General features: G+C 70.3%; 20 protein-coding genes. 10 read left to right on the top strand and 10 right to left on the bottom strand.

The annotated features are described in order from the left end of the window. Window positions 1-15 precede the first annotated feature (15 nt). The gene (gene bagB, locus ACZ7J0_RS15675) at window positions 16-1,422 is read right to left on the bottom strand and encodes an ATPase BagB (RefSeq protein WP_470887625.1); all 1,407 of its coding nucleotides are present in this window, start codon (window positions 1,420-1,422) and stop codon (window positions 16-18) included. Beyond that, window positions 1,419-2,381 (bottom strand): ATPase BagA, encoded by a 963-nt coding sequence (bagA, locus tag ACZ7J0_RS15670; protein ID WP_470887623.1) that lies wholly within the window; start codon window positions 2,379-2,381, stop codon window positions 1,419-1,421. Before bagA ends, bagB begins: the two co-directional genes overlap by 4 nt. A 109-nt stretch (window positions 2,382-2,490) precedes the next feature. Here bagA and ACZ7J0_RS15665 point away from each other — a divergent pair, with 109 nt between their 5' ends. The 5 genes from ACZ7J0_RS15665 (at window position 2,491) to ACZ7J0_RS15645 (ending at window position 5,993) form a co-directional block, all read left to right on the top strand. Continuing rightward, entirely contained in the window at window positions 2,491-2,652 is a 162-nt protein-coding gene (locus ACZ7J0_RS15665) for a DUF4177 domain-containing protein (protein WP_356630092.1), read from the top strand. Beyond that, window positions 2,649-3,116, top strand: a complete 468-nt coding sequence (locus ACZ7J0_RS15660) for a RidA family protein (RefSeq protein ID WP_470887621.1) — start codon at window positions 2,649-2,651, stop codon at window positions 3,114-3,116. Before ACZ7J0_RS15665 ends, ACZ7J0_RS15660 begins: the two co-directional genes overlap by 4 nt. Window positions 3,117-3,304: 188 nt before the next feature. Beyond that, complete coding sequence (locus tag ACZ7J0_RS15655; protein ID WP_470887619.1) at window positions 3,305-4,186, top strand: NUDIX hydrolase; 882 nt, start codon at window positions 3,305-3,307, stop codon at window positions 4,184-4,186. Continuing rightward, window positions 4,183-5,013: an MBL fold metallo-hydrolase gene (locus ACZ7J0_RS15650; protein WP_470887617.1), complete on the top strand. Its 831-nt coding sequence runs from the start codon at window positions 4,183-4,185 to the stop codon at window positions 5,011-5,013. The genes ACZ7J0_RS15655 and ACZ7J0_RS15650 overlap by 4 nt, the downstream gene beginning before the upstream one ends. Before the next feature lie 95 nt (window positions 5,014-5,108). Next, a complete protein-coding gene (locus ACZ7J0_RS15645; RefSeq protein ID WP_470887615.1) occupies window positions 5,109-5,993 on the top strand; it encodes a prohibitin family protein in 885 nt (294 codons plus the stop codon). 112 nt (window positions 5,994-6,105) lie between these two features. Here ACZ7J0_RS15645 and ACZ7J0_RS15640 read toward each other — a convergent pair whose 3' ends face one another. Beyond that, window positions 6,106-6,780: a Crp/Fnr family transcriptional regulator gene (locus ACZ7J0_RS15640; protein WP_469120663.1), complete on the bottom strand. Its 675-nt coding sequence runs from the start codon at window positions 6,778-6,780 to the stop codon at window positions 6,106-6,108. A gap of 366 nt (window positions 6,781-7,146) precedes the next feature. Here ACZ7J0_RS15640 and nth point away from each other — a divergent pair, with 366 nt between their 5' ends. The 3 genes from nth to ACZ7J0_RS15625 are packed head-to-tail and all read left to right on the top strand — an operon-like array spanning window position 7,147 to window position 10,013. After that, window positions 7,147-7,992, top strand: coding sequence for an endonuclease III (gene nth, locus ACZ7J0_RS15635; RefSeq protein ID WP_470887613.1), 846 nt, complete (start codon window positions 7,147-7,149; stop codon window positions 7,990-7,992). Between the two features lie 58 nt (window positions 7,993-8,050). Further along, window positions 8,051-8,767: an NUDIX hydrolase gene (locus ACZ7J0_RS15630; RefSeq protein WP_470887611.1), complete on the top strand. Its 717-nt coding sequence runs from the start codon at window positions 8,051-8,053 to the stop codon at window positions 8,765-8,767. A 46-nt stretch (window positions 8,768-8,813) separates the two neighbouring features. Beyond that, on the top strand, window positions 8,814-10,013 hold the full coding sequence (locus ACZ7J0_RS15625; RefSeq protein ID WP_470887609.1) for a MarP family serine protease: 1,200 nt from the start codon (window positions 8,814-8,816) through the stop codon (window positions 10,011-10,013). Window positions 10,014-10,073: 60 nt separating this feature from the next. Here the strand turns inward: ACZ7J0_RS15625 and ACZ7J0_RS15620 are convergent, their stop codons facing one another. From ACZ7J0_RS15620 to ACZ7J0_RS15595, 6 genes are all read right to left on the bottom strand, one after another. Beyond that, complete coding sequence (locus ACZ7J0_RS15620) at window positions 10,074-10,262, bottom strand: hypothetical protein (protein ID WP_468711502.1); 189 nt, start codon at window positions 10,260-10,262, stop codon at window positions 10,074-10,076. Between the two features lie 137 nt (window positions 10,263-10,399). Further along, complete coding sequence (locus tag ACZ7J0_RS15615) at window positions 10,400-11,347, bottom strand: alpha/beta fold hydrolase (RefSeq protein WP_470887607.1); 948 nt, start codon at window positions 11,345-11,347, stop codon at window positions 10,400-10,402. Further along, window positions 11,344-11,814: a phage holin family protein gene (locus ACZ7J0_RS15610; RefSeq protein WP_470887605.1), complete on the bottom strand. Its 471-nt coding sequence runs from the start codon at window positions 11,812-11,814 to the stop codon at window positions 11,344-11,346. The genes ACZ7J0_RS15615 and ACZ7J0_RS15610 overlap by 4 nt, the downstream gene beginning before the upstream one ends. A 38-nt stretch (window positions 11,815-11,852) precedes the next feature. Beyond that, on the bottom strand, window positions 11,853-13,250 hold the full coding sequence (nhaA, locus tag ACZ7J0_RS15605) for a Na+/H+ antiporter NhaA (RefSeq protein WP_470887603.1): 1,398 nt from the start codon (window positions 13,248-13,250) through the stop codon (window positions 11,853-11,855). 216 nt (window positions 13,251-13,466) lie between these two features. Further along, window positions 13,467-15,422 carry an acetate--CoA ligase gene (gene acs, locus ACZ7J0_RS15600; protein ID WP_470887601.1) on the bottom strand — a complete coding sequence of 652 codons (1,956 nt, stop codon included), beginning with the start codon at window positions 15,420-15,422 and terminating at the stop codon, window positions 13,467-13,469. A 260-nt stretch (window positions 15,423-15,682) separates the two neighbouring features. Beyond that, on the bottom strand, window positions 15,683-18,166 hold the full coding sequence (locus ACZ7J0_RS15595; RefSeq protein ID WP_470887599.1) for a bifunctional SulP family inorganic anion transporter/carbonic anhydrase: 2,484 nt from the start codon (window positions 18,164-18,166) through the stop codon (window positions 15,683-15,685). Window positions 18,167-18,525: 359 nt separating this feature from the next. Between ACZ7J0_RS15595 and ACZ7J0_RS15590 the strand changes: the two genes are divergently transcribed. Then, window positions 18,526-19,935, top strand: a complete 1,410-nt coding sequence (locus ACZ7J0_RS15590) for a polysaccharide deacetylase family protein (protein WP_470887597.1) — start codon at window positions 18,526-18,528, stop codon at window positions 19,933-19,935. On the opposite strand, the gene ACZ7J0_RS15585 is transcribed toward ACZ7J0_RS15590, so the two are convergent. Then, complete coding sequence (locus tag ACZ7J0_RS15585) at window positions 19,913-20,899, bottom strand: ATP-binding protein (protein ID WP_470887595.1); 987 nt, start codon at window positions 20,897-20,899, stop codon at window positions 19,913-19,915. The two genes, ACZ7J0_RS15590 and ACZ7J0_RS15585, sit on opposite strands and share 23 nt — an antisense overlap. A gap of 102 nt (window positions 20,900-21,001) precedes the next feature. Here ACZ7J0_RS15585 and ACZ7J0_RS15580 point away from each other — a divergent pair, with 102 nt between their 5' ends. Next, window positions 21,002-21,820, top strand: coding sequence for an oxidoreductase (locus ACZ7J0_RS15580; protein ID WP_470887593.1), 819 nt, complete (start codon window positions 21,002-21,004; stop codon window positions 21,818-21,820). Window positions 21,821-21,880 lie beyond the last annotated feature (60 nt).

The raw sequence follows: 21,880 nt of genomic DNA, 5'->3' as shown, positions 1-21,880 counted from the left end.
ACGGCCCGTGACCTTCTACGCAGCTCCGACCGGAGACGACCCACCGGTCGCGAGCCGATCACCGATGGCCCGAAGCCCTGCGAGGTCGTGTACGTCTCCGGGCAGGGCGGGCACTTCCGCCACCGGAACCTCGGGGTGGAGCGCGGTGAAGCGGTCGCGCGTTCGCTGTTCACGCGCGAGCACCTGCATCCGCTCGGCATGCAGGCGAAGCAGACCCGCGGTCAGCTGCTCCACCGTGTGTGGCTCACCGGTGTGCGGCTCACCCGTTTCCGGTTCCAGCGGTACCGCGGGCTCGAACTCAGGACGTACGTCAGGATCGGCAGCCTGTGAGTCACCTTCGGCAGCCCGTGAGTCGGTGGGGGCGGGCTGTGCGTCAGTCTTGCCGGACTTGGGCTCGGGCTCGGGAGAGGTGGCCCTGGAGCCACGCCCAGCAGCCTTCCCGGCCTCCTGATCCACAATGCGGCTTTCCTCAAGATTTTCCGCGGCGGCACGTGCCCGCTCGGCCGACAGCCGGGCGGCGCCGCTGCCATGCACCCGGTTGAGCACCAGACCGGCCAGCGGCATGTCCTCCGCCGCCAGGCGCTCCACGAAGTACGCCGCCTCCCGCAGTGCGTCCCGCTCCGGCGCCGCCACCACCAGGAACGCCGTCCCCGGCGCCTGCAACAGCCGGTACGTGGCGTCCGCCCGGGTCCGGAAGCCGCCGAACATCGTGTCCATCGCGCCCACGAAGGTCTGCACGTCGCGCAGCAGCTGACCGCCGAGCAGCTTCCCCAGGGTCCCGGTCATCATCGACATGCCGACATTCAGGAACTTCATCCCCGCCCGGCCGCCCATCTTCGCCGGGGCCATCAGCAGCTTGATGAACTTCCCGTCCAGGAACGACCCCAGCCGCTTCGGCGCGTCGAGGAAGTCCAGCGCCGAGCGCGACGGGGGAGTGTCGACCACGATCAGGTCCCACTCCTCGCGCGCCCGCAGCTGCCCCAGCTTCTCCATCGCCATGTACTCCTGCGTGCCCGCGAAGCCGGCCGACAGGGACTGGTAGAAGGGGTTCTCCAGGATCGCGCGGGCCCGGTCGGGGTCCGCGTGGGCCTCGACGATCTCGTCGAAGGTCCGCTTCATGTCGAGCATCATGGCGTGCAGCCGGCCCTCGCCGTCCACGCCCTGGACCTCGCGCGGCACATTGTCGAGCGAGTCGATGCCCATCGACTGGGCGAGCCTGCGGGCCGGGTCGATGGTGAGGACCACGACCTTCCGGCCGCGCTCCGCCGCCCGCACGCCGAGGGCCGCCGCCGTCGTGGTCTTGCCGACACCGCCCGCGCCGCAGCAGACGATGATCCGGGTACCGGGGTCGTCGATCAGGGGATCGACCTCCAGGCCGGGAGCCCCGGTCAGACCGGGAACATCTGCCGTCTCCAGCGTCACGCGCCCACCCCGAGCTTCCGTAGTTCCTTGGCCAGCCGGTAGAGGCCGGCGATGTCCGCGCCCTCCCCCAGGAAGGGCAGTTCGCACAGCGGCACCTTCAGCTTCTCCAGGACCGCGCGCTGTTCCCGCTCCAGCTCCACCCGCTGGGCGTGCTCGGCGGCCTGCTGGAGGAGCGGGGCGACGAGGTTCGTGGCGCCGGCGACACCGGCCGCGGCGAGCGTCCGCGCGATGCCGGCCCGGTGGTCGCCGTCGGCGGCCCGTACGGCCTCCTCGTCGAGGACATGCGGCCGGACCATGTTCACGATGACCTGACCGACCGGCAGATCGGCGTCCTGCAGCTCCGCGATCCCGTCGGCGGTCTCCTGGACCGGCATCTCCTCCAGGAGGGTCACCAGGTGCACGGCCGTCTCGGGGGACTTGAGGACCCGCATGACGGCCTGGGCCTGATTGTGTATCGGGCCGATGCGCGCGAGCCCGGCGACCTCGTCGTTCACGTTGAGGAAGCGGGTGACGCGGCCGGTCGGCGGCGCGTCCATGACGACGTGGTCGTAGGTGTAGCCGCCCTGCTTCTCGCGCCGGCGGACCGCCTCGCACGCCTTGCCGGTCAGCAGGACGTCCCGTACACCGGGCGCGATGGTGGTCGCGAAGTCGATGGCGCCGAGCTTCTTCAGTGCCCGGCCCGCGCCGCCGAGTTTGTAGAACATCTGGAGGTAGTCGAGGAGCGCGCGCTCGGCGTCGATCGCCAGCGCGTACACCTCGCCGCCGCCCGGCGCGACGGCGATCTTGCGTTCCTCGTAGGGCAGCGCCTCCGTCTCGAAGAGCTGTGCGATGCCCTGTCTGCCCTCGACCTCCACGAGGAGAGTCCGCTTGCCCTCGGTCGCGAGGGCGAGCGCGAGGGCGGCGGCGACCGTCGTCTTACCGGTACCGCCCTTGCCGCTGACGACCTGGAGCCTGCTCACGCCTTGGAGCCTAACCAGTGAGGGCGGGGGCTAGACGTCCCCGGGTCGGATTCGGCGAGGGCGGCGCCTGTGCGGGAAGCCGTCCGTGGCAGCGGATACAGTCGGCTCCATGACCAAGTGGGAATACGCGACCGTGCCCCTTCTCGTGCACGCGACGAAGCAGATTCTGGACACCTGGGGCGAGGACGGGTGGGAGCTCGTCCAGGTCGTTCCCGGACCGAACAACCCCGAGCAGCTGGTGGCCTACCTGAAGCGCGAGCGCGCCTCGTGAGCGCCGTGGAGGCCAAGCTGGCCGAGCTGGGTCTGACCCTGCCGGAGGTCGTGCCGCCGCTGGCCGCGTACCAGCCGGCCGTGCAGTCCGGTGTGTACGTCTACACCTCGGGCCAGCTCCCGATGGTGGAGGGCAAGCTTCCGGTCACCGGCAAGGTCGGTGGCGAGGTCACCGCGGAGGAGGCCAAGGAGCTGGCGCGCACCTGCGCGCTGAACGCTCTGGCGGCCGTGAAGTCGGTCGCCGGCGACCTGGACCGCGTCAAGCGCGTCGTCAAGGTCGTCGGGTTCGTCGCCTCCGCCTCGGACTTCACGGGTCAGCCGGGCGTCATCAACGGCGCGAGCGAGCTGCTCGGCGCGGTGCTCGGTGACAAGGGCGTCCACGCGCGGAGCGCCGTGGGTGTCGCGGTGCTTCCGCTGGACGCGCCGGTCGAGGTCGAGATCCAGGTGGAGCTCGACCACGCCTGACCGGCGGCGGGTCCCCTGTGGATTCCCGGCGAGCAGAGATCCAAGAGCCTTTTCGTACGGCCCCGGGCCGCCGCACGAGCGGTGGGCGCGGGGCCGTTCGCGCACCGCGGCGCGACATCGTGTACGCGGCACCGAACAGGCCGTGACGACCTCTCGAACATCCGGATGGATGCGCATAGCATCCGGCCATGTCCAATGGTCAGTGGTACCCCCCGGAATGGCCCGACCGCATCCGCGCCCTCGCCGGCGGTGAGCTGACGGCCGCCGCGCCCAGACGGGCCGCGACCGTGCTGCTGCTGCGCGACGGAGCCGAGGGGCCGGCCGTGCACATGCTGCGCCGGCGCGCATCCATGGCCTTCGCCGGAGGCGCCTACGCCTATCCGGGTGGCGGTGTGGACCCGCGCGATGAGCACCCCGTGCGGTGGGCGGGACCCTCGCTGGCCGACTGGGCGGCGCGTCTCGGCGTACCCGACCCGGCCGAGGCCCAGGCGATCGTCTGCGCGGCCGTCCGGGAGACGTACGAGGAGGCCGGCGTCCTGCTCGCCGGGGAGACCCCCGTCTCGGTGGTGAGCGACACGACCGGCGAGGACTGGGAGGCCGACCGCGAGGCGCTGGTCGCCCGGGACCTCTCCTTCGCCGACTTCCTGGACCGCAGGGGCCTGGTTCTGCGCTCGGATCTGCTGGGCGCGTGGGCCCGCTGGATCACCCCCGAGTTCGAGCCCCGGCGCTATGACACGTGGTTCTTCGTGGCCGCGCTCCCGGCCGGGCAGCGGACCAGGAACGCCTCCACGGAGGCCGACCGCACGGTGTGGATCCGCCCGGCGGACGCCGCCGCCGGCTACGACCGCGGCGAGTTGCTGATGATGCCTCCGACGATCGCCACCCTGCGCTCGCTCGAGCCGTACGCGACGGCGGCGCAGGCGCTGGCGGGGGCGCGGAGCCAGGATCTCGCGCCGGTCCTCGCGCAGGCGCGCCTGGAGGGCGACAAGGTGGTACTGAGCTGGCCGGGGCACGACGAGTTCACCAAGCACATCCCGACGGACCACGAGACAGGAGGGGCGACACGATGACCGACGCCGCAGCCCTGCCGGGGCAGCCGAGGGGCGGGGTCCTCGACGGCCCGGCCACCGCCCGCGCGGTGAACGTCCTCGCGCCGAACCCGTCCGCGATGACCCTCGACGGCACCAACACCTGGCTCCTCTCCGAGCCGGACTCGGAGCTGGCCGTCGTCATCGACCCGGGTCCGCTGGACGACGCCCATCTCCACCGTGTGATCGCGACGGCGGAGAAGCTCGGCAAGCGGGTGGCGTTGACGCTGCTCACCCACGGCCACCCCGACCACGCCGAGGGCGCGGGCCGCTTCGCGGAGCTGACCCGTACTCATGTCCGTGCCCTGGACCCGGCTTTGCGCCTCGGTGACGAGGGGCTCGCCGCGGGCGATGTGATCGCGCTCGGTGGGCTCGAAGTACGGGTCGTCCCGACGCCCGGCCACACCTCGGACTCGCTCTGCTTCCATCTGCCCGCCGACCGGGCGGTGCTGACGGGGGACACGGTCCTGGGGCGCGGGACCACGATGGTGGCCCACCCCGACGGCCGTCTCGGCGACTATCTCGACTCCCTGCGCCGGCTGCGGTCCCTCACCGTGGACGACGGTGTCCATACGGTCCTCCCAGGCCACGGCCCGGTCCTGGAGGACGCCCAGGGCGCGGTCGAGTTCTATCTGGCCCACCGGGCCCACCGGCTGGCGCAGGTGGAGACGGCGGTCGAGAACGGCCATGTGACCCCGTCGGACGTGGTGGCCCATGTGTACGCCGACGTGGACCGCTCGCTGTGGCCCGCGGCGGAGCTGTCGGTGCGGGCACAGCTGGAGTACCTCCAAGAGCACGGCCTGGTGTAGCGCGAGCACGGCCTCGTACGGCCGGGTGCGAGGGGCGCTGGCCCATGCCTTACGCTCCGCTTACTTCTGGCTGTCTTTCCTGTGGGGGGAATACCGTGTTCGTCCTGTCCATCGTGCTCGTCATCGCCGCGGCGGTGCTGTTCTTCGTCGGGCGAGGCGGTGACCGGCGCGGCCTGAAGCTCGGCGCGCTCGGCGCCCTGATCGCCGCCCTGTTCTCCGGTCTGGCCAGCGTGCTGACGGTCATCAGCGCTTACGAAGTCGGCGTCCCCGTCGCCTTCGGCAGGGTCGGCTCGCCGATGACCTCGGGGATGCACCTCACGTCGCCGTTCACCACCATCACGACGTTCTCCACGCGCCCGGTGGACCTCAACCTGTCCGACAAGGACGTGGTCGAGGTGCGTTCCTCGCAGGGCGGTGTGATGTACGTGGAGGCGACCGTGAAGTGGGCGGTGGCCCCCACGAAGGCCGTCGACCTGTACAAGCTCGCCGGCAGTGAGGACGCGATCCAGCAGCGGCTGGTCTTCCCGGACAGCCGCGAGATCATCCGCAATGTCTTCGCCCGCTACACCAGCGAGGAGGGCTACGCCTCCGCCCGCGAGAAGATCAACGCCGAGATCGGCACCCTCATCAAGAACCGCCTGGCGCCCCGCGGCATCGACGTCACCACGGTCAACCTGCGCAATGTGAAGCCGTCCGACCGGCTGCAGGACCAGATCGACCGGAAGATCCAGCAGCAGCAGGCCACCGAGCGGGCCACCGAGGCGGCCCGTACGGCGAAGGCCGAGGCCGACCGCCGCAAGATCGAGGCCGAGGGCATCGCGCAGGCGAACCGGATCCTCAACGCCTCTCTGACCGACAAGGTCCTGATGAACCAGTGCATCGACGCGTACAAGGAGGCGGCGGCCAAGAACCCCGTGTACGCGGTGCCCTGCGGCGGCGGCAGCGGCAACCCGCTGATCGTGGACGGCACGAAGAAGTAGCCCGTACGCGCGCTGGTAGCCCCGTACGCGCGCGCTGGTAACCCCGTACGCACAGAAGGGCCGCCCCGGACGGATCCGGGGCGGCCCTTCGCGTACAGGCGTACCAGGCGTACTAGCGCGAACGCTTCGCGAGCCGCTCGACGTCCAGGAGGATCACCGCGCGCGCCTCCAGCCGCAGCCAGCCGCGCTGGGCGAAGTCGGCGAGGGCCTTGTTGACCGTCTCGCGGGAGGCGCCGACCAGCTGGGCCAGCTCTTCCTGGGTGAGGTCGTGGACGACGTGGATGCCCTCCTCCGACTGCACACCGAAGCGGCGCGAGAGGTCGAGGAGCGCACGGGCCACACGGCCCGGGACGTCGGAGAAGACCAGGTCGGACATCTGGTCGTTGGTCCTGCGCAGTCGGCGGGCGACCGCGCGCAGGAGGGCGGTGGCCACCTCGGGGCGCACGTTCAGCCAGGGCTGGAGGTCGCCGTGGCCGAGGCCGAGCAGCTTGACCTCGGTCAGCGCGGTCGCCGTGGCGGTGCGCGGGCCCGGGTCGAAGAGGGACAGCTCGCCGATCAGCTCACCGGGGCCGAGGACGGCCAGCATGTTCTCGCGGCCGTCGGGCGAGGTGCGGTGGAGCTTCACCTTGCCTTCGGTGACCACGTACAGACGGTCGCCGGGGTCGCCCTCGTGGAAGAGCGCGTCGCCACGGGCGAGCGTCGCTTCACTCATCGAGGCGCGCAGCTCCGCGGCCTGCTCGTCATCGAGCGCCGCGAAGAGCGGGGCGCGCCGCAGAACGTCGTCCACGAGTTCTCTCCTTGTCGACCTGCTCAGGGACAGGTGTCCCATCATGCCGGACGGTGCAGTTTTATCCCGGGGAGACGACCCCCCGGACCCCCGGGCAGGTAAAAAGTGGTGCGATCAATCACAACAAGTTTGACGTACTGGCACGCGTGTCCGTACGTCAGGGGCCCGATTGGGGCGTCCTGGGCGGTGCCCGGGGCGCATGTCAGTGGTGAGGCTTAGGCTGGCCGGGTGTCCAATTCGCCGGTGAGAGCGCAGGCCAAGGGGGGCGGGAGCGTGTCCGGAACGCGTGATTCTGCTGTGGGCGAACAGTCGTCGGCGAGGCCCGAGAAAGCCGCAAAAGCGACAAAAGGCCCCGCAGAAGTGACGGTGAACGGGGTCGCGAAGGCACCCGCGAAGGCGTCGGCGAAGGCACCCGTGAAGACCCCGAAGTCCGCCCGGCCCGCCAAAGCGGAATCCCGCCTCGCGATGGTCCGCCGCGCCCGCCGGATCAACCGTGAGCTGGCTGAGGTCTATCCCTACGCCCACCCCGAGCTGGACTTCCGGAATCCCTTCGAGCTGCTCGTCGCGACGGTCCTCTCGGCCCAGACGACCGACCTCAGGGTCAACCAGACCACCCCCGCGCTCTTCGCCGCCTATCCGACACCGGAGGACATGGCGTCGGCGGTCCCGGAGGAGCTGGAGGAGCTCATCCGCCCGACCGGCTTCTTCCGCGCCAAGGCGAAGGCGCTGATGGGCCTCTCCGCCGCCCTCAGGGACAACTTCGGCGGTGAGGTCCCCGGCCGCCTGGAGGACCTCGTCACGCTGCCGGGAGTCGGCCGCAAGACAGCCCACGTGGTCCTCGGCAATGCCTTCGGAGTCCCCGGCGTCACCGTCGACACCCACTTCGGGCGGCTGGTGCGGCGCTGGAAGCTCACCGAGCAGGAGGACCCGGAGAAGGTCGAGGCGGAGATCTGCGCGATCTTCCCCAAGTCGGAGTGGACGATGCTCTCCCACCGGGTCATCTTCCACGGCCGCCGCATCTGCCACTCCCGCAGGCCGGCGTGCGGCGCCTGCCCGATCGCCGAGCTGTGTCCTTCGTACGGCGAGGGCGAGACCGACCCGGAGAAGGCGAAGAAGCTCCTCAAGTACGAGAAGGGCGGCCGGCCGGGGCAGCGGCTCTCCCCGCCACCGGACTATCCCGGCGCCCCGGCCCCGCCGCTCGGCGAGGGGTGAGCGGTGCGATGAGGGAACGAAACGATCGTCCGTCCGCGTTGTGAAACACGGGGTGCCTATGACGCGCGCTACAGAGAACACCTACGACCAGGCAGCCGGCCACGCCGTACCGGTCACCGTGACCGACGAGGGCCTGCCGGGCTGGCTGGCCGATGTGGCTCGGGCCGCGCGCACCATCGCGCCCGAGCAGCTCAGCCGCTTCCTGCCGCCCGAGAGCGGCCACGGCCGCCAGTCCGCCGTACTGATCCTCTTCGGCGAGGGTGAGCGCGGCCCCGAGCTGCTCCTCATGGAGCGCTCCGGCACCCTGCGCTCGCACGCCGGACAGCCGTCCTTCCCGGGCGGCGCCCTCGACCCCGAGGACGGCGACCCGCGCGCCGAGGGCCCGCTGCGGGCCGCGCTGCGCGAGGCCGAGGAGGAGACCGGACTCGACCCGTCCGGGGTCCAGATCTTCGCGGTTCTGCCCCGGCTCTACATCCCGGTGAGCGAGTTCGTCGTCACGCCCGTACTGGGTTGGTGGCACCGTCCGACCCCGGTCGGTGTCGTCGACCCGGGAGAGACCGCCCGGGTCTTCACCGTCCCCGTGGCGGATCTCACGGACCCGGCGAACCGTGCGACCACCGTCCACCCGAGCGGCCACAAAGGCCCCGCGTTCCTTGTCGAATCGGCCCTGGTCTGGGGTTTCACGGCCGGTGTCATCGACCGCATCCTGCACTTCGCCGGCTGGGAAAAGCCATGGGACCGGACCAAGCAGGTCCCGCTCGACTGGCGCGCATGACAGGCTGACCCCGGCGACCGAAGACGAATCTGCGAGGCTATTGACGGTGAACGTGCTGGACATCCTGTTGCTGGTCGCCGCCGTCTGGTTCGCGATCGTCGGTTATCGCCAGGGCTTCGTCGTCGGCATCCTGTCGGTGATCGGTTTCCTCGGTGGCGGCCTCGTCGCGGTCTACCTGCTCCCCCTCATCTGGGATCAGCTGACGGACGAGGGTCAGGTCTCGACGACATGGGCGATCGTCGCCGTCGTCATCGTGATCGTGTGCGCCTCGATCGGCCAGGCCTTCACCACCCACCTCGGAAACCGGCTGCGGCGACATATCACCTGGTCACCGGCGCGCGCGCTGGACGCGACCGGCGGCGCGCTGGTCAACGTCGTCGCGATGCTGCTGGTCGCCTGGCTCATCGGCACGGCCCTCGCCGGAACGTCACTGCCCACGCTGGGCAAGGAAGTCCGCAGCTCCAAGGTGCTGCTCGGTGTCTCGCGGGTGATGCCCGATCAGGCGTCCACCTGGTTCAGCGACTTCTCCTCGGTGCTCGCGCAGAACGGCTTCCCGCAGGTCTTCAGCCCGTTCGCCAACGAACCCATCACCGAGGTACGCGCCCCCGATCCGGCCCTGGCCAACAGCCCGGTGGCGGCCCGCGCCCAGCGTTCCATCGTCAAGGTCGTCGGCACGGCCCCGGGCTGCGGCAAGGTCCTCGAAGGCACCGGCTTCGTCTTCGCCGAGCGCAGGGTCATGACCAACGCCCATGTCGTCGGCGGCGTCGACGAGCCGACCGTCCAGATAGGCGGTGAGGGCAGGCTGTACGACGCGAAGGTCGTCCTCTACGACTGGCAGCGCGACATCGCCGTCCTGGACGTACCCGACCTGGACGCGACCCCGCTCCGCTTCACCGACGAGGACGCCCGCAGCGGCGACAGCGCGATCGTCGCCGGCTTCCCGGAGAACGGCGGCTACGACGTGCGCTCCGCCCGCGTCCGCGGCCGGATCAACGCCAACGGCCCCGACATCTACCACCGCGGTGAGGTCCGTCGCGATGTGTACTCGCTGTTCGCGACCGTCCGTCAGGGCAACTCGGGTGGCCCACTGCTCACCCCGGACGGCAGGGTCTACGGCGTGATCTTCGCCCGCTCGCTGGACGACGTGAACACCGGCTACGCGCTGACGGCGGACGAGATCCGCGACGACATCACCCGGGGCAGCACGGCCAACCAGCAGGTCGACAGCCAGGGATGCGCTCTGTAGGCCGGACGAGTGGCCCGGGGGTGACGTCGGTGGACCCGGCGGCGTCGCCGCCGCGGCCGGTCAGTCGCGGGTATGCCGAAGCCGCGCGGAGACCCACCGGGCCCGGCGCCGCAGGATCCGTGAAATCCCGATGCCCTCACCGGGATGCGAGTGGCCCGGGTCCTGCGGGCCACCCCTCTCATAGCTCACCGGCCGCGTGGCCGAGCGTCGGTTGCGTGCTGCGTCACCGTAGTCGTGCGTCCAGCCCATACCTCGACGTCTGCCCGGGCCCCAAGGTCGGTAACCGCCCCCGGGGCGGCCAATTGGCCTATGCGCCAGGCATTTGGCTGTTCGTAGGACAAGCGTTCACGGCTGTTTCCCGTGGTCACCGGTGAGTCACCAGTGACTCACCGGTCGGGCTCGGGGTCCTTGAGCCAGTTGATGAGTTCGGAAGAGAACGCCTGCGGGTCCTCCTCGTGCGGAAAATGGCCCAGGCCGTCGAAGAGCCGCCAGCGGTACGGCGCCTCCACGTACTCACCCGAACCCGCCGCGCTCCGGGTCCGCATCGCCGGGTCGAGGGAGCCGTGCAGATGCAGCGTCGGCACCCGTACCGGCCGCTTCATCCGCCGGTTGAACTGAATGCCGTCCGGCCGCGCCAGCGACCGCACCATCCACCGGTACGGCTCGATCGAGCAATGGGCCGTCGACGGAATGGTCATCGCGCGCCGGTACATCTCGACCGCATCCTCGTCCGGCAGCCCCGGCCCGGACCAGTCGCGGATCAACCTGCCCACCAGCTCGGCGTCGTGGGCCACCAGCTGACGCTCCGGCAGCCACGGCCGCTGGAAACCCCACACGTACGAACCCGCGCGGGTCTGCGAGAAGTCCGAGAGCATCGCCGAGCGCCACCGCCGAGGGTGCGGCATCGACGAGACCGCCAGCCTGCGCACCAGCTTGGGCCGCATCACTGCCGCCGTCCACGCCAGGTAGCCGCCCAGGTCGTGCCCGACCAGCGCCGCGTCCGGCTCTCCGAGGGAGCGGACCACCCCGGTGATGTCGAGCGCGAGGTTGGCGGGGTCGTAACCCCGGGGCGTCCGGTCGCTGCCGCCGACCCCTCGTAGATCCATGGCGACGGCACGGAACCCGGCGTCGGCGAGGGCGGGCAGCTGATGGCGCCACGTCCACCAGAACTGCGGGAAGCCGTGCAGCAGCAACACCAGCGGCCCCTCGCCCATCTCGGCGATGTGGAAGCGGGCACCATTGGCCGCCACGTCCCGGTGCGTCCAAGGACCATCGATCCTTACCGGACCACCGCTGCCGTTCGCGCTTCCGTTGCCGCTTTCAGGGACCGTCATGCAGACGAGCGTGCCACAGGTACGACCTCGTCCTTGACCGCGCTGACGCTACGGGGATGCGGCTTGACGCTCCCCAGTACGGCAGCCGTCTGCTTGGCCGAGGCGATCGACTTCTCCGGCGGCTTGACCTTCTTGAACTTGGTCACCGCGAGCAGCGCCGCCAGCCCCGCGACGACCAGGAACGCGCCGCCCACGATCAGGAACGACCAGGCGAGGCCGAGCCCCAGGTTGTGGATGCCGTACGCCGCCGCGAAGCTCAGCACCGGCAGCGAGAAGAGCGCCAGCACGCCCGCGATGCTCAGCGCCGCACCGCCGATCGCGCCGCGCTTGACGTCCTGCCGCAGCTCGGCCTTGGCCAAGGCGATTTCGTCGTGCACCAGCGCGGACATCTCGGCTGTCGCCGAGGCGACCAGCTGGCCGAGACTGCGCTCCGCACCGAGCACTACACCGTTGCCGGGGTCGCTCATCGCTGCTCCCTCTTCTCTTCTACGGTCCGAACCTCAGATCATGCCGGACTGTCGGCGTCGTCGCGCGATGCCCCCGCGACTTCGGCCCGGCGCCGGTGCTCGGCGGCCTTCCTCTCGTAGATCTCGGCCATCCGGAGGTGGTACTCGGGGTTGTCCTGCTCGTAGATGTCGGGGATGCCGTCCTGGTCTTCGTCGCGCTCCTCCTCCTCGAAGAGGACGCGGTACTTCCGCACCCGCAGCTTCAGCAGCACGCCGGAGAGAACCGCCGCGATGAGGGAGCCGATCAGCACCGCCGCCTTGACCTCGTCGGTGAGCACGGGGTCGCCGCTGAAGGCCAGTTCGCCGATGAGCAGGGAGACGGTGAAGCCGATGCCGGCGAGCGAGGCGACGGCGAAGACATCGGGCCAGGCCAGGTCCTCGTTGAGTTCCGCCCGGGTGAAGCGCGCGGCCAGCCAGGTACCGCCGAAGATGCCCACCGCCTTGCCGACCACCAGGCCGAGGACCACCCCGAGCGTCTCGGGCTGGGTGAACACATCGCTGAGCGCGCCGCCGGAGATGGAGACACCGGCGGAGAACAGCGCGAACAGCGGCACGGCGAGCCCGGCCGACAGCGGCCGCACCAGGTGCTCGATGTGCTCGCCGGGGGAGTGCGCCTCGCCGTCCCGCCTGGCGCAGCGCAGCATCAGGCCCATGGCGACACCAGCGATGGTGGCGTGGACACCGCTGTTGTACATCAGCGCCCAGATGACGAGCGCGAGCGGCAGGTAGACGTACCAGCCACGCACACCTTTGCGCAGCAGCAGCCAGAACAGCGCGAGCCCCGCGAGGGCGCCACCCAGCGCGCCGAAGTTGAGGTCGCTGGTGAAGAAGACCGCGATGATCAGGATGGCGAAGAGGTCGTCGACGACGGCGAGCGTCAGCAGGAAGGCGCGCAGCGCGGAGGGCAGCGAGGTGCCGATGACGGCCAGCACCGCGAGCGCGAAGGCGATGTCGGTGGCGGTGGGCACGGCCCAGCCGGCCATCGACCCGCCGCCGACGCCGTTGACCAGCGCGTACACCAGGGCAGGTACGGCCATGCCGCAGAGCGCCGCGATGACGGGCAGGGCCGCGGCCTTGGGGTCGCGCAGCTCGCCGGCGACCAGTTCACGCTTGAGTTCGATACCCGCGACGAAGAAGAAGACGGCGAGCAGTCCGTCGGCGGCCCAGTGCTCGATGGAGAGGTCCAGTCCGAGGGACGCGGGGCCGATGTGGAAGCCGCGTACGGATTCGTAGCTGTCGCCGAGTGGCGTGTTGGCCCAGAGGAGGGCGGCGATCGCCGCGAGCAGAAGGAGTACGCCGCCGACGGTCTCGGCCCGCAGCGCCTCTGCCACGTACCTGCGCTCAGGCAGCGCGAGCCGGCCGAGGAAGGTGCGGGTGGTGGGGCGGGGCGCGGCCACGGGCGGAGACCTCCGGGTCGAGTGGGCAGGGCGAAGCACTTGCCGACCAGACTTCCCGGCGCACCTATGACGTTTTCTTTACCCTACCTAACGACGTGCATGCCTGCCCGGTGATCTTCAGGGGTGAGACACGGGCGGACAGGTCCCTGGCTCACAGCGCGGTGGGCCGGCCCCGAGGTCTCAGGGCCGGCCCACCGGTCGTGTGCGGGGCCTGGCTCAGTCCTCGCTGGAGGCGCTGGGCAGCTGCGTCTGGATGAGGTCCATGACCGACGAGTCCGTCAGCGTCGTCACATCTCCGAGCTGGCGGTTCTCCGCGACGTCGCGGAGCAGACGCCGCATGATCTTGCCCGACCGGGTCTTCGGCAGCTCGGCCACCGGAAGGATCCGCTTCGGCTTGGCGATCGGCCCGAGCGTGGCGCCGACGTGGTTGCGCAGGTCCGCGACGAGTCCCTCGTCCTCGCTGGCGGTCCCGCGCAGGATCACGAAGGCGACGATGGCCTGGCCGGTCGTCTCGTCGGCCGCGCCGACGACCGCCGCCTCGGCGACGGAGGGGTGTGAGACGAGCGCCGATTCGACCTCGGTGGTCGAGATGTTGTGGCCGGACACCAGCATCACGTCATCGACCCGGCCCAGCAGCCAGATGTCGCCGTCGTCGTCCCTCTTGGCGCCGTCACCGGCGAAGTACTTGCCGGGGAAGCGGGACCAGTACGTGTCGATGAACCGCTGGTCGTCACCCCAGATGGTGCGCAGCATCGACGGCCACGGCTCGGTCAGGACCAGGTAGCCACCTCCGCCGTTGGGCACTTCGCTTGCCTCGTCGTCGACGACGGTCGCGGAGATGCCGGGGAGCGGGCGCTGGGCCGAGCCGGGCTTGGTCTCGGTGACGCCCGGCAGCGGCGAGATCATCATCGCGCCGGTCTCGGTCTGCCACCAGGTGTCCACGATGGGGGTCTTGCCGGCGCCGATGTTCTCCCGGTACCAGATCCAGGCCTCGGGGTTGATCGGCTCGCCGACCGAGCCCAGGACCCGCAGGCTGCTCAGGTCGAACTTGGCGGGGATGTCGTCGCCCCACTTCATGAACGTCCGGATCGCGGTGGGCGCCGTGTAGAGGATCGTGACGCCGTACTTCTGGATGATCTCCCAGAAGCGGCCCTGGTGCGGGGTGTCCGGCGTGCCCTCGTACAGGACCTGGGTCGCGCCGTTGGCCAGCGGTCCGTACACGATGTACGAGTGGCCGGTGACCCAGCCGATGTCGGCCGTGCACCAGTAGACGTCGGTCTCCGGCTTGAGGTCGAAGACGGCGTGGTGGGTGTAGGCGGCCTGGGTGAGGTAACCGCCGGAGGTGTGCAGGATGCCCTTCGGCTTACCCGTCGTGCCGGACGTGTAGAGGATGAAGAGCGGGTGCTCGGCGTCGAACGCCTCCGGGGTGTGGTCGGAGGACTGACGGGCGACGATCTCGTGCCACCAGACGTCCCGGCCCTCGGTGAAGGCGGTGTCCTGGCCGGTGCGCCGCACCACCAGGACGTGCTCCACCTGCGGGCACTTGGCGACGGCCTCGTCGATCGCGGGCTTGAGCGCGGACGGCTTGCCGCGCCGGTAGCCGCCGTCGGCGGTGATGACCAGCTTGGCGTCGGCGTCCTGGATGCGGGAGGCCACGGCGTCGGCCGAGAAGCCGCCGAAGACCACCGAGTGCGCGGCTCCGATGCGGGCGCACGCCAGCATCGCGACGGCGGCCTCGGGGATCATCGGCAGATAGACGGCGACCCGGTCGCCCTTGCGGACGCCCAGCTCGGTCAGCGCGTGGGCCGCCCTGGAGACCTCGTCCTTCAGCTCCGCGTAGGTGATGGCCCGGCTGTCGCCCGGCTCGCCCTCGAAGTGGATGGCGACCCGGTCGCCGTGGCCGGCCTCGACATGGCGGTCGACGCAGTTGTACGCGACGTTGAGCTCGCCGTCGGCGAACCACTTCGCGAAGGGCGGGTTCGACCAGTCGAGGGTCTCGGTCGGCTCGGTGGCCCAGGAGAGCCGCTTCGCCTGCTCGGCCCAGAAGCCAAGCCTGTCCGCCGCTGCCTGCTCGTACGCCTCCGCCGTGACATTGGCGTTCGCGGCCAGCTCGGTCGGCGGCGCGAACCGCCGCTCCTCCTTGAGCAGGTTGGCCAGGCTTTCGTTGCTCACGACATCTCCCTTTCCCAGGGCGTCCTATGTGCCTATGTGTCCCAGGCCATAGCTCATCAGCCAGAGGTCCCGGTGACAAGAGCATCCAGGAAATTGGTTTAGACCTATGTGGCCGAGGGGGCGTGAGTGACCCCTCCTCCCCGGGCGGCGGGAAGAAGGGGCCATACCGTCTCACGGGCGCGGCACCGGAAAGGTTCAGACGTGGGGGCGAGGGGGCCGCCGTCGCGCACACGGCTGCCCCCGGTTCCACCGGCGAGGAATCAGGCGCTCGCTCCTTCCTGGGACGTGGGGCCGACCCGGTCGAAGACGTCGGCGAAACGGTCGGCCTCGTCCGTGTCCGCCAGCAGATATGCCTGGGCCTCGCCGACATGGAAGTACATCCCGTGCAGTTGCAGCGTGCCCTCGGCGAGTCGGCGGGCCACCGATTCATGCGCCCGCAGATGCTCCAACTGCTGGACCACATTGGTCAGACACAACTGCTCCACCGCGTCCGCCGGCAGACGTCCGGAGATCCGGGCCCAGGCGTGCCGGCGGCTCGCCATTCGCTCGAGGCTGGGCAGCCCGTGGCGCAGCCAGCGCCGCAGCGGCGTCTGCGGGGTGTCCGGACTGCCGGTGAGCAAAGCCTGCATCGCCCCGCAGCCGGAGTGCCCACAGATGGTGATCGACTCGACTCGCAGGACGTCTACCGCGTACTCGATCGCGGCGGCGACCGAGTCGTCTCCGCTCTCCTCGCCCGGCAGCGGCACCAGATTGCCGACGTTCCGTACGGTGAACAGGTCGCCCGGACCGCTGGACGTGATCATGCTGGTGACCAGCCGGGAGTCGGCGCAGGTGAGGAAGAGCTGGGAGGGCCGCTGTCCTTCCCGGGCGAGCCGGGCCAGCTCGTCGCGCACCAGGGGCGCCGTGTTGCGCTGGAACGAGCTGAGGCCGCTCGCCAGTTGATGACCGGCCCGGCGTCGGCGCCGGACGGGGGGCTCGGCCGATGGTCCGACGGAGCTCTCGGCGGACTCGGCGGAGGACTCCGCGGGAGACCCGGTGGCGGCTTCTGCGGAGTGTTCGACCGGGTGATTTCCGGATGGCTCGGTGGGGTGCTCGGAGGGGTGGTCGCCGCAATGATGATTGCGCCAGGGCGTCCAGGGTCGGCAGCAGCTGTGCGCGCTGGACGCCGGCTCCGAGATCCGCCCGCCGGACCGTCCCGTCACCTCCACCCGGCCGCCCCGCATCACCTGGGACGTCTGCCAGTCTTGCAGGGCTTCGTAGGCGGCGTGGTCCATGAACGATCCGTCCAACTCGACGACCGCATGAGCGCCCAGAGGGATCTGGTGCAGCGCCCGGCTCAGCCGGGGGACGGCCAGAAAGGTCAACTGGCCCCGGACCCGCACGACATGGGTGCCGTCCTGCTCCTCCCGGGTGATCCGCGTCCTGGTCAGCCGGTGCAGCGCGACGGCCGTGGCGGCGGCGATCCCGAGCGCGACGCCCTCCAGGATCCCGGCGCATACGACTCCGGCCAGCGTCACCGCGTACACCAGAACCTCGCGGTGGCGGGTGACGCTGCGGATGTGGGTGATGCTGACCATCTGGATTCCGACGACCATCACCAGCGCGGCGAGCGCGGCCAGTGGAATCAGATCGAGGATCGGTACGAGGAAGAGGGCGGCGAGCACGATCCACAGGCCGTGCAACATCGTGGAGTGACGGCTCACGGCCCCCGCCGACACATTGGCCACACTGCGCACCGCGACACCGGCCACGGGCAGCCCTCCGAGCGCACCGGACACGATGTTGGCGGCGCCCTGCCCGGCGAGCTCCTGGTCGAGTTCGGACCGGGGCACGGCCTTTTCGGGGTTCTTGCGCCCGGCCGTCAGCTTGTCGACGGCGACGGCCGACAGGAGCGACTGGACGCTGGTGACGAGCGTGATGGTGAGGACGGCGGCGGCGATCCCGAGGACGGGACCCTCGGGGAGGCCGGGCAGGGCGTGACTGCTCCACGAGGGCAGGTCGACACGGGGCAGCCGAAGACCGGCGAGGGCCGCGAGCACGGTGGCCGCGGCCACGGAGGCAAGTGCCGCGGGCGCCTTCCGCACGACCCGGCCGATCCGCCCCGGAATCCTCGGCCACAGCAGCAGGACGGCGATCGTCAGCAGGCTCACGGAGAGCGCGACCGGATGCGGGTCGGCCAACTGGGCGGGGAGGCCGCGGACGTTCTCGACGGCCGAGCTCTGTGCGGTGCCGCCGAGGACGATATGGAGCTGGGCGAGAGCGATGGTGACGCCGATGCCGGCCACCATGCCGTGCACGATCGCGGGGGACACGGCGAGGGCGGAGCGGGCCACCCGCAGGGCCGCGAGCACGAGTTGGGCGGCTCCGGCGAGGACGGTGATCGCGCAGGTGGTGCGCCATCCGTACTTCTGGATGAGGTCGGCGGTGACCACGGTGAGTCCGGCGGCGGGGCCGCTGACCTGGAGTGGGGAGCCGCCGAGCCGGCCGGCGACGAGTCCGCCGACCGCGGCGGCCACCAGGCCGGCCTGAAGGGGCGCTCCGGTGGCGAGCGCGATGCCGAGGGAGAGCGGCAGCGCGATCAGGAAGACGGAGATGGAGGCGGAGACATCGGCACCGGCGATTCGGAACCGGCGTCCGCCGGCCGGCGGCCCGTGCGGTCGCTGGAATCGGGAGCGGGGAGTGGTGGGGGCGGTGTGGGCGGTGTGGGCTGGTCGGTCGGTGCGGGTGGGGACGCAGGCTGACATGGTTCCCGTCTCCTCCGGGGCAGCGCGGTCGCGGAACGTGCGTGACGAACGTGGGGTCGCGGCCGTGGGTCACGGCGTGCAGCGGCGGGATCTGGAGCTCGTGCGCTTGCTCGGCGGCTCGCTCGGAGGCGTGCTCGGGAGCTCGCTCAGAAGCTCGACTCTCAACACTCGGTAAATGGATCGTAATGCAGAGTAAAGACTCGGGCATGAATTTCCGGGCAAATAGGGCAATAGTTCACCCGTTTCGGTGATTACCTCTCTTCCCGCCGCTTGTCGGGGCCTCTACCTCCGCCGCCTGATGCGACGTTGACGCCGCTCGTACTGTCCGTTTATCGGGTTAACAGAGGAGAGGTGGGCGGATGCCAGCCGCCACGAAGAGGATCGCCGCGGGTGCCGTCGCCGTGGCCCTGTTTGCCGGACTCGCCGGATGCTCCGACTCCGACGACTCCACCGCCCCGACGAAGGGCGCGGCCGGCGCCAAGAAGGGTGCCGCCGCCCCGAAGAAGAAGGCCATCCGCCTCATCGGCGACGGCTCCACCGCCTTCACCGGCGTCCAGCCCCACCAGCCAGTGCCCAAGAAGCTGAAGCCCGGTGAGCGCCCTCCCCAGTTCGTGGTCTTCTCCTGGGACGGCGCCGGTGAGGACAGCCAGAAGCTCTTCTCCCACTTCCGCAAGGTGGGGAAGAAGTACAACGCGACGATGACGTACTTCCTGAGCGGCGTGTATCTGCTGCCCGAGGAGAAGGCGAAGCTGTACCTCCCGCCGCAGCACGCCCCGGGAAGCTCCGAGATCGGGTTCGGCGACACCGAGGGCATCCGCGCCACCGTGCGCGAGCTGCGCGGGGCCTGGCAGGACGGCAACGAGATCGGCACGCATTTCAACGGCCACTTCTGCGGGAAGGAGGCCGGTGTCGGCAACTGGTCGGTCGAGGACTGGAAGAGCGAGATCAGCCAGGCCAAGTCGTTCGTGAAGAACTGGAAGACGAACGCCGGCCTCACCGCCGAGCAGCCGCTCCCGTTCGACTACGACAAGGAGCTCGTCGGCGCCCGCACGCCCTGCCTCGAGGGCCGCAAGAACTTCGTGCGGGCAGCGAGCCAGCTCGGCTTCCGCTACGACACCAGTGGCGTGAACGACCAGATCTGGCCCGAGAAGGACGAGGGCCTGTGGGACCTGTCGATGCAGCTCGTCCCGATCCCCGGCCGCGCCTTCGAAACCCTCTCCATGGACTACAACTTCATGGTGAACCAGTCGGGCAAGACGACCCAGGGCGACTCCTCGCAGCACGAGCACTGGGGCGACCAGATGCGCGACGGCCTGGTGCAGGCCTTCCAGCGCTCGTACAACGGCAACCGCGCGCCGCTGATCATCGGCAATCACTTCGAGTCCTGGAACGGCGGCACATACATGCGTGCCATCGAGGAGACGATCGCGACGGTCTGCGTGCAGAAGGAGGTGCGGTGTGTGTCCTTCCGTCAGCTTGCCGACTGGCTGGACGCCCAGGACCCGGCGGTCATCGCCAAGCTCCGCACCCTGAAGGTCGGCCAGGCGCCCGCGGGCGGCTGGCCGACCTTCCTGGCCCAGCGGTTGAACACCCCGTCCACGCCGCACTCTCCGGCGGCTTCCAAGTCCCCCACGGCCTCTGAGTCCGGTGCGGCCCCGAAGTCCCCCGCGGCTACGACGTCTCCTTCGGTCCCGCAGGCTCCGGCGGGTCCGCCGGCTCGCGCGGAGGACGCGGAGGACGAGGAGGTCACACCGGCTGAGGAGAGCTGAGCCCTTCACTCAGGACGAAGGCGGGGTCGACCTGGGCGGCCAGGTCGGTCCCCGTCTTCGCGTTTCCCCAGCTCTCCGCGTTCTTCAGATGGAAGTGCACCATCTGGCGTGTGTAACGCTCCCAGTCGCGGTGCTGGTACGAGTCCTCCGCCGCGTTCTGCAGGGTCTGCAGCGCCATCCGGTTGTCCGCCTCCAGGAGCTCGAACCGCTGTGGACGGCCCTTCTCCATCGCGCGCACCCAGTCCGAATGCCCCACGGTCACCAGCAGGTCGTCGCCGACCTCCTGGCACAGGAAGTCCAGGTCGTCCGGGCTCTGGACCTTGTTGCCGACAACCTTGAGAGAGACGCCAAAGTCCCGTGCGTACTCCTTGTACTGGCGGTAGACGGAGACGCCCTTGCGGGTGGGCTCGGCCACGAGGAAGGTCATGTCGAAGCGGGTGAACATGCCCGAGGCGAACGAGTCCGAACCCGCCGTCATGTCGACGACGACGTACTCGTCCTCGCCGTCGACCAGGTGGTTCAGGCACAGTTCCACCGCGCCGACCTTCGAGTGGTAGCAGGCCACCCCGAGGTCGGACTCGGTGAAGGGCCCGGTGGCCATCAGCCTGATGACGCCGTCGTCCAGCCGCACGGGCCGGGCGCACGCGTCGTAGACGGGGTTGTCCTCCACGACCCGCAGGAGTCGCGAGCCCTCCCCGGGCGGCGTCGTCTTGATCATCGTCTCGGTGGAGGCGATCCGCGGGTTCGTGCCCCGCAGATACTCCTTGATCAAGGACAGATGCGCGCCCATCGCCGGCAACGCGGCGGCCTCCGCCTCGTCGAGGCCGAGCGCGGCCCCCAGATGCTGGTTGATGTCGGCGTCCACGGCGACGACATGGGCTTCGTTGGCGGCGAGGTGACGGATGAAGAGCGAGGACAGCGTCGTCTTGCCGCTGCCGCCCTTACCCACGAAAGCGATCTTCATGTTCACCTAGAGTAGTGGGTCTATCGCACTGTGTTGTCAAGGTGCGTGAAGAAGACCACTCCAAGGTGGGGTGTGGGCCGAGGGCGCGTAGCCTCGCTACTTATGAGTACGCACGCCTCTGACCCCCTGGCCGCCCTTGGCTCCCTGCCGGGTGTCGCCGATTCGGTGGACTCCGTACGCAAGGCCGTCGACCGGGTGTACGGGCACCGCGTGATGCGGCGCCGCAGCAACGAGATCACGGCCGAGGCGGCCCTGCGGGGGGCGCGGGGCTCGGCGGCGCTGTCCGGTGCCGACTGGGCTCTGGAGGAGGTCCGCAGGCGCACCGATTTCAGTGGCGATCCGGAGGCGCGGACCGTCGGCGCGGCGCTGCGGCTGAGCGCCGAGGCGGGGCAGCTGCTGTCGATCTGGCGGCAGTCGCCGCTGCGGGTACTGGCCAGGCTGCACTTGGTCGCCGCCGGCGACACGGCCGCGACGACGGGCCGCCCCCGGCTGGCGGGCGAGAAGGTCGACGAGCCGCTGATCGAGGCCCCGCTGCCGGACGCCGACGAGGTCGCCGGCCGGCTCGAGGGTCTCTCCGAGTTGATCATCGCGGGCGGCTCGGCCCCGGCGCTGGTGACGGCGGCCGTGGTGCACGGCGAGCTGCTGGCCCTGCGCGCCTTCACCTCGTACAACGGTCTGGTCGCGCGGGCCGCCGAGCGCATCGTGCTGATCGGCAGCGGGCTCGACCCCAAGTCGATCTGCCCGGCGGAGGTGGGCCACGCGGAGCAGGGGCGTGCGGCGTACGTCGCGGCCTTCGAGGGGTACCGGTCCGGAGCGCCCGAGGGGATGGCGCAGTGGATCGCGCACTGCGGGCGTGCGGTGGAGCTGGGCGTCAGGGAGTCGACGGCGGTGTGCGAGGCGCTTCAGCGCGGAGCTGCCTGACCGGGAAAAATCCCTGTGGACAGGGTTGCGGCGGTACCAAGATCTGGTACCGCCGCTGGC

Source organism: Streptomyces sp. NPDC038280 (assembly GCF_055600045.1).
Note: the sequence above shows the minus strand (reverse complement) of the source record. Positions and strands in the feature narration are given on the sequence as shown.

Coding starts and splice junctions, on each gene's coding strand:
- ACZ7J0_RS15665 (WP_356630092.1), top strand. CDS start 2,491: ATGACCAAGTGGGAATACGCGACCGTGCCCCTTCTCGTGCACGCGACG.
- ACZ7J0_RS15655 (WP_470887619.1), top strand. CDS start 3,305: ATGTCCAATGGTCAGTGGTACCCCCCGGAATGGCCCGACCGCATCCGC.
- ACZ7J0_RS15650 (WP_470887617.1), top strand. CDS start 4,183: ATGACCGACGCCGCAGCCCTGCCGGGGCAGCCGAGGGGCGGGGTCCTC.
- ACZ7J0_RS15630 (WP_470887611.1), top strand. CDS start 8,051: ATGACGCGCGCTACAGAGAACACCTACGACCAGGCAGCCGGCCACGCC.
- ACZ7J0_RS15620 (WP_468711502.1), bottom strand. CDS start 10,262: ATGGGCTGGACGCACGACTACGGTGACGCAGCACGCAACCGACGCTCG.
- ACZ7J0_RS15615 (WP_470887607.1), bottom strand. CDS start 11,347: ATGACGGTCCCTGAAAGCGGCAACGGAAGCGCGAACGGCAGCGGTGGT.
- ACZ7J0_RS15610 (WP_470887605.1), bottom strand. CDS start 11,814: ATGAGCGACCCCGGCAACGGTGTAGTGCTCGGTGCGGAGCGCAGTCTC.
- ACZ7J0_RS15595 (WP_470887599.1), bottom strand. CDS start 18,166: ATGTCAGCCTGCGTCCCCACCCGCACCGACCGACCAGCCCACACCGCC.
- ACZ7J0_RS15590 (WP_470887597.1), top strand. CDS start 18,526: ATGCCAGCCGCCACGAAGAGGATCGCCGCGGGTGCCGTCGCCGTGGCC.
- ACZ7J0_RS15585 (WP_470887595.1), bottom strand. CDS start 20,899: ATGAAGATCGCTTTCGTGGGTAAGGGCGGCAGCGGCAAGACGACGCTG.
- ACZ7J0_RS15580 (WP_470887593.1), top strand. CDS start 21,002: ATGAGTACGCACGCCTCTGACCCCCTGGCCGCCCTTGGCTCCCTGCCG.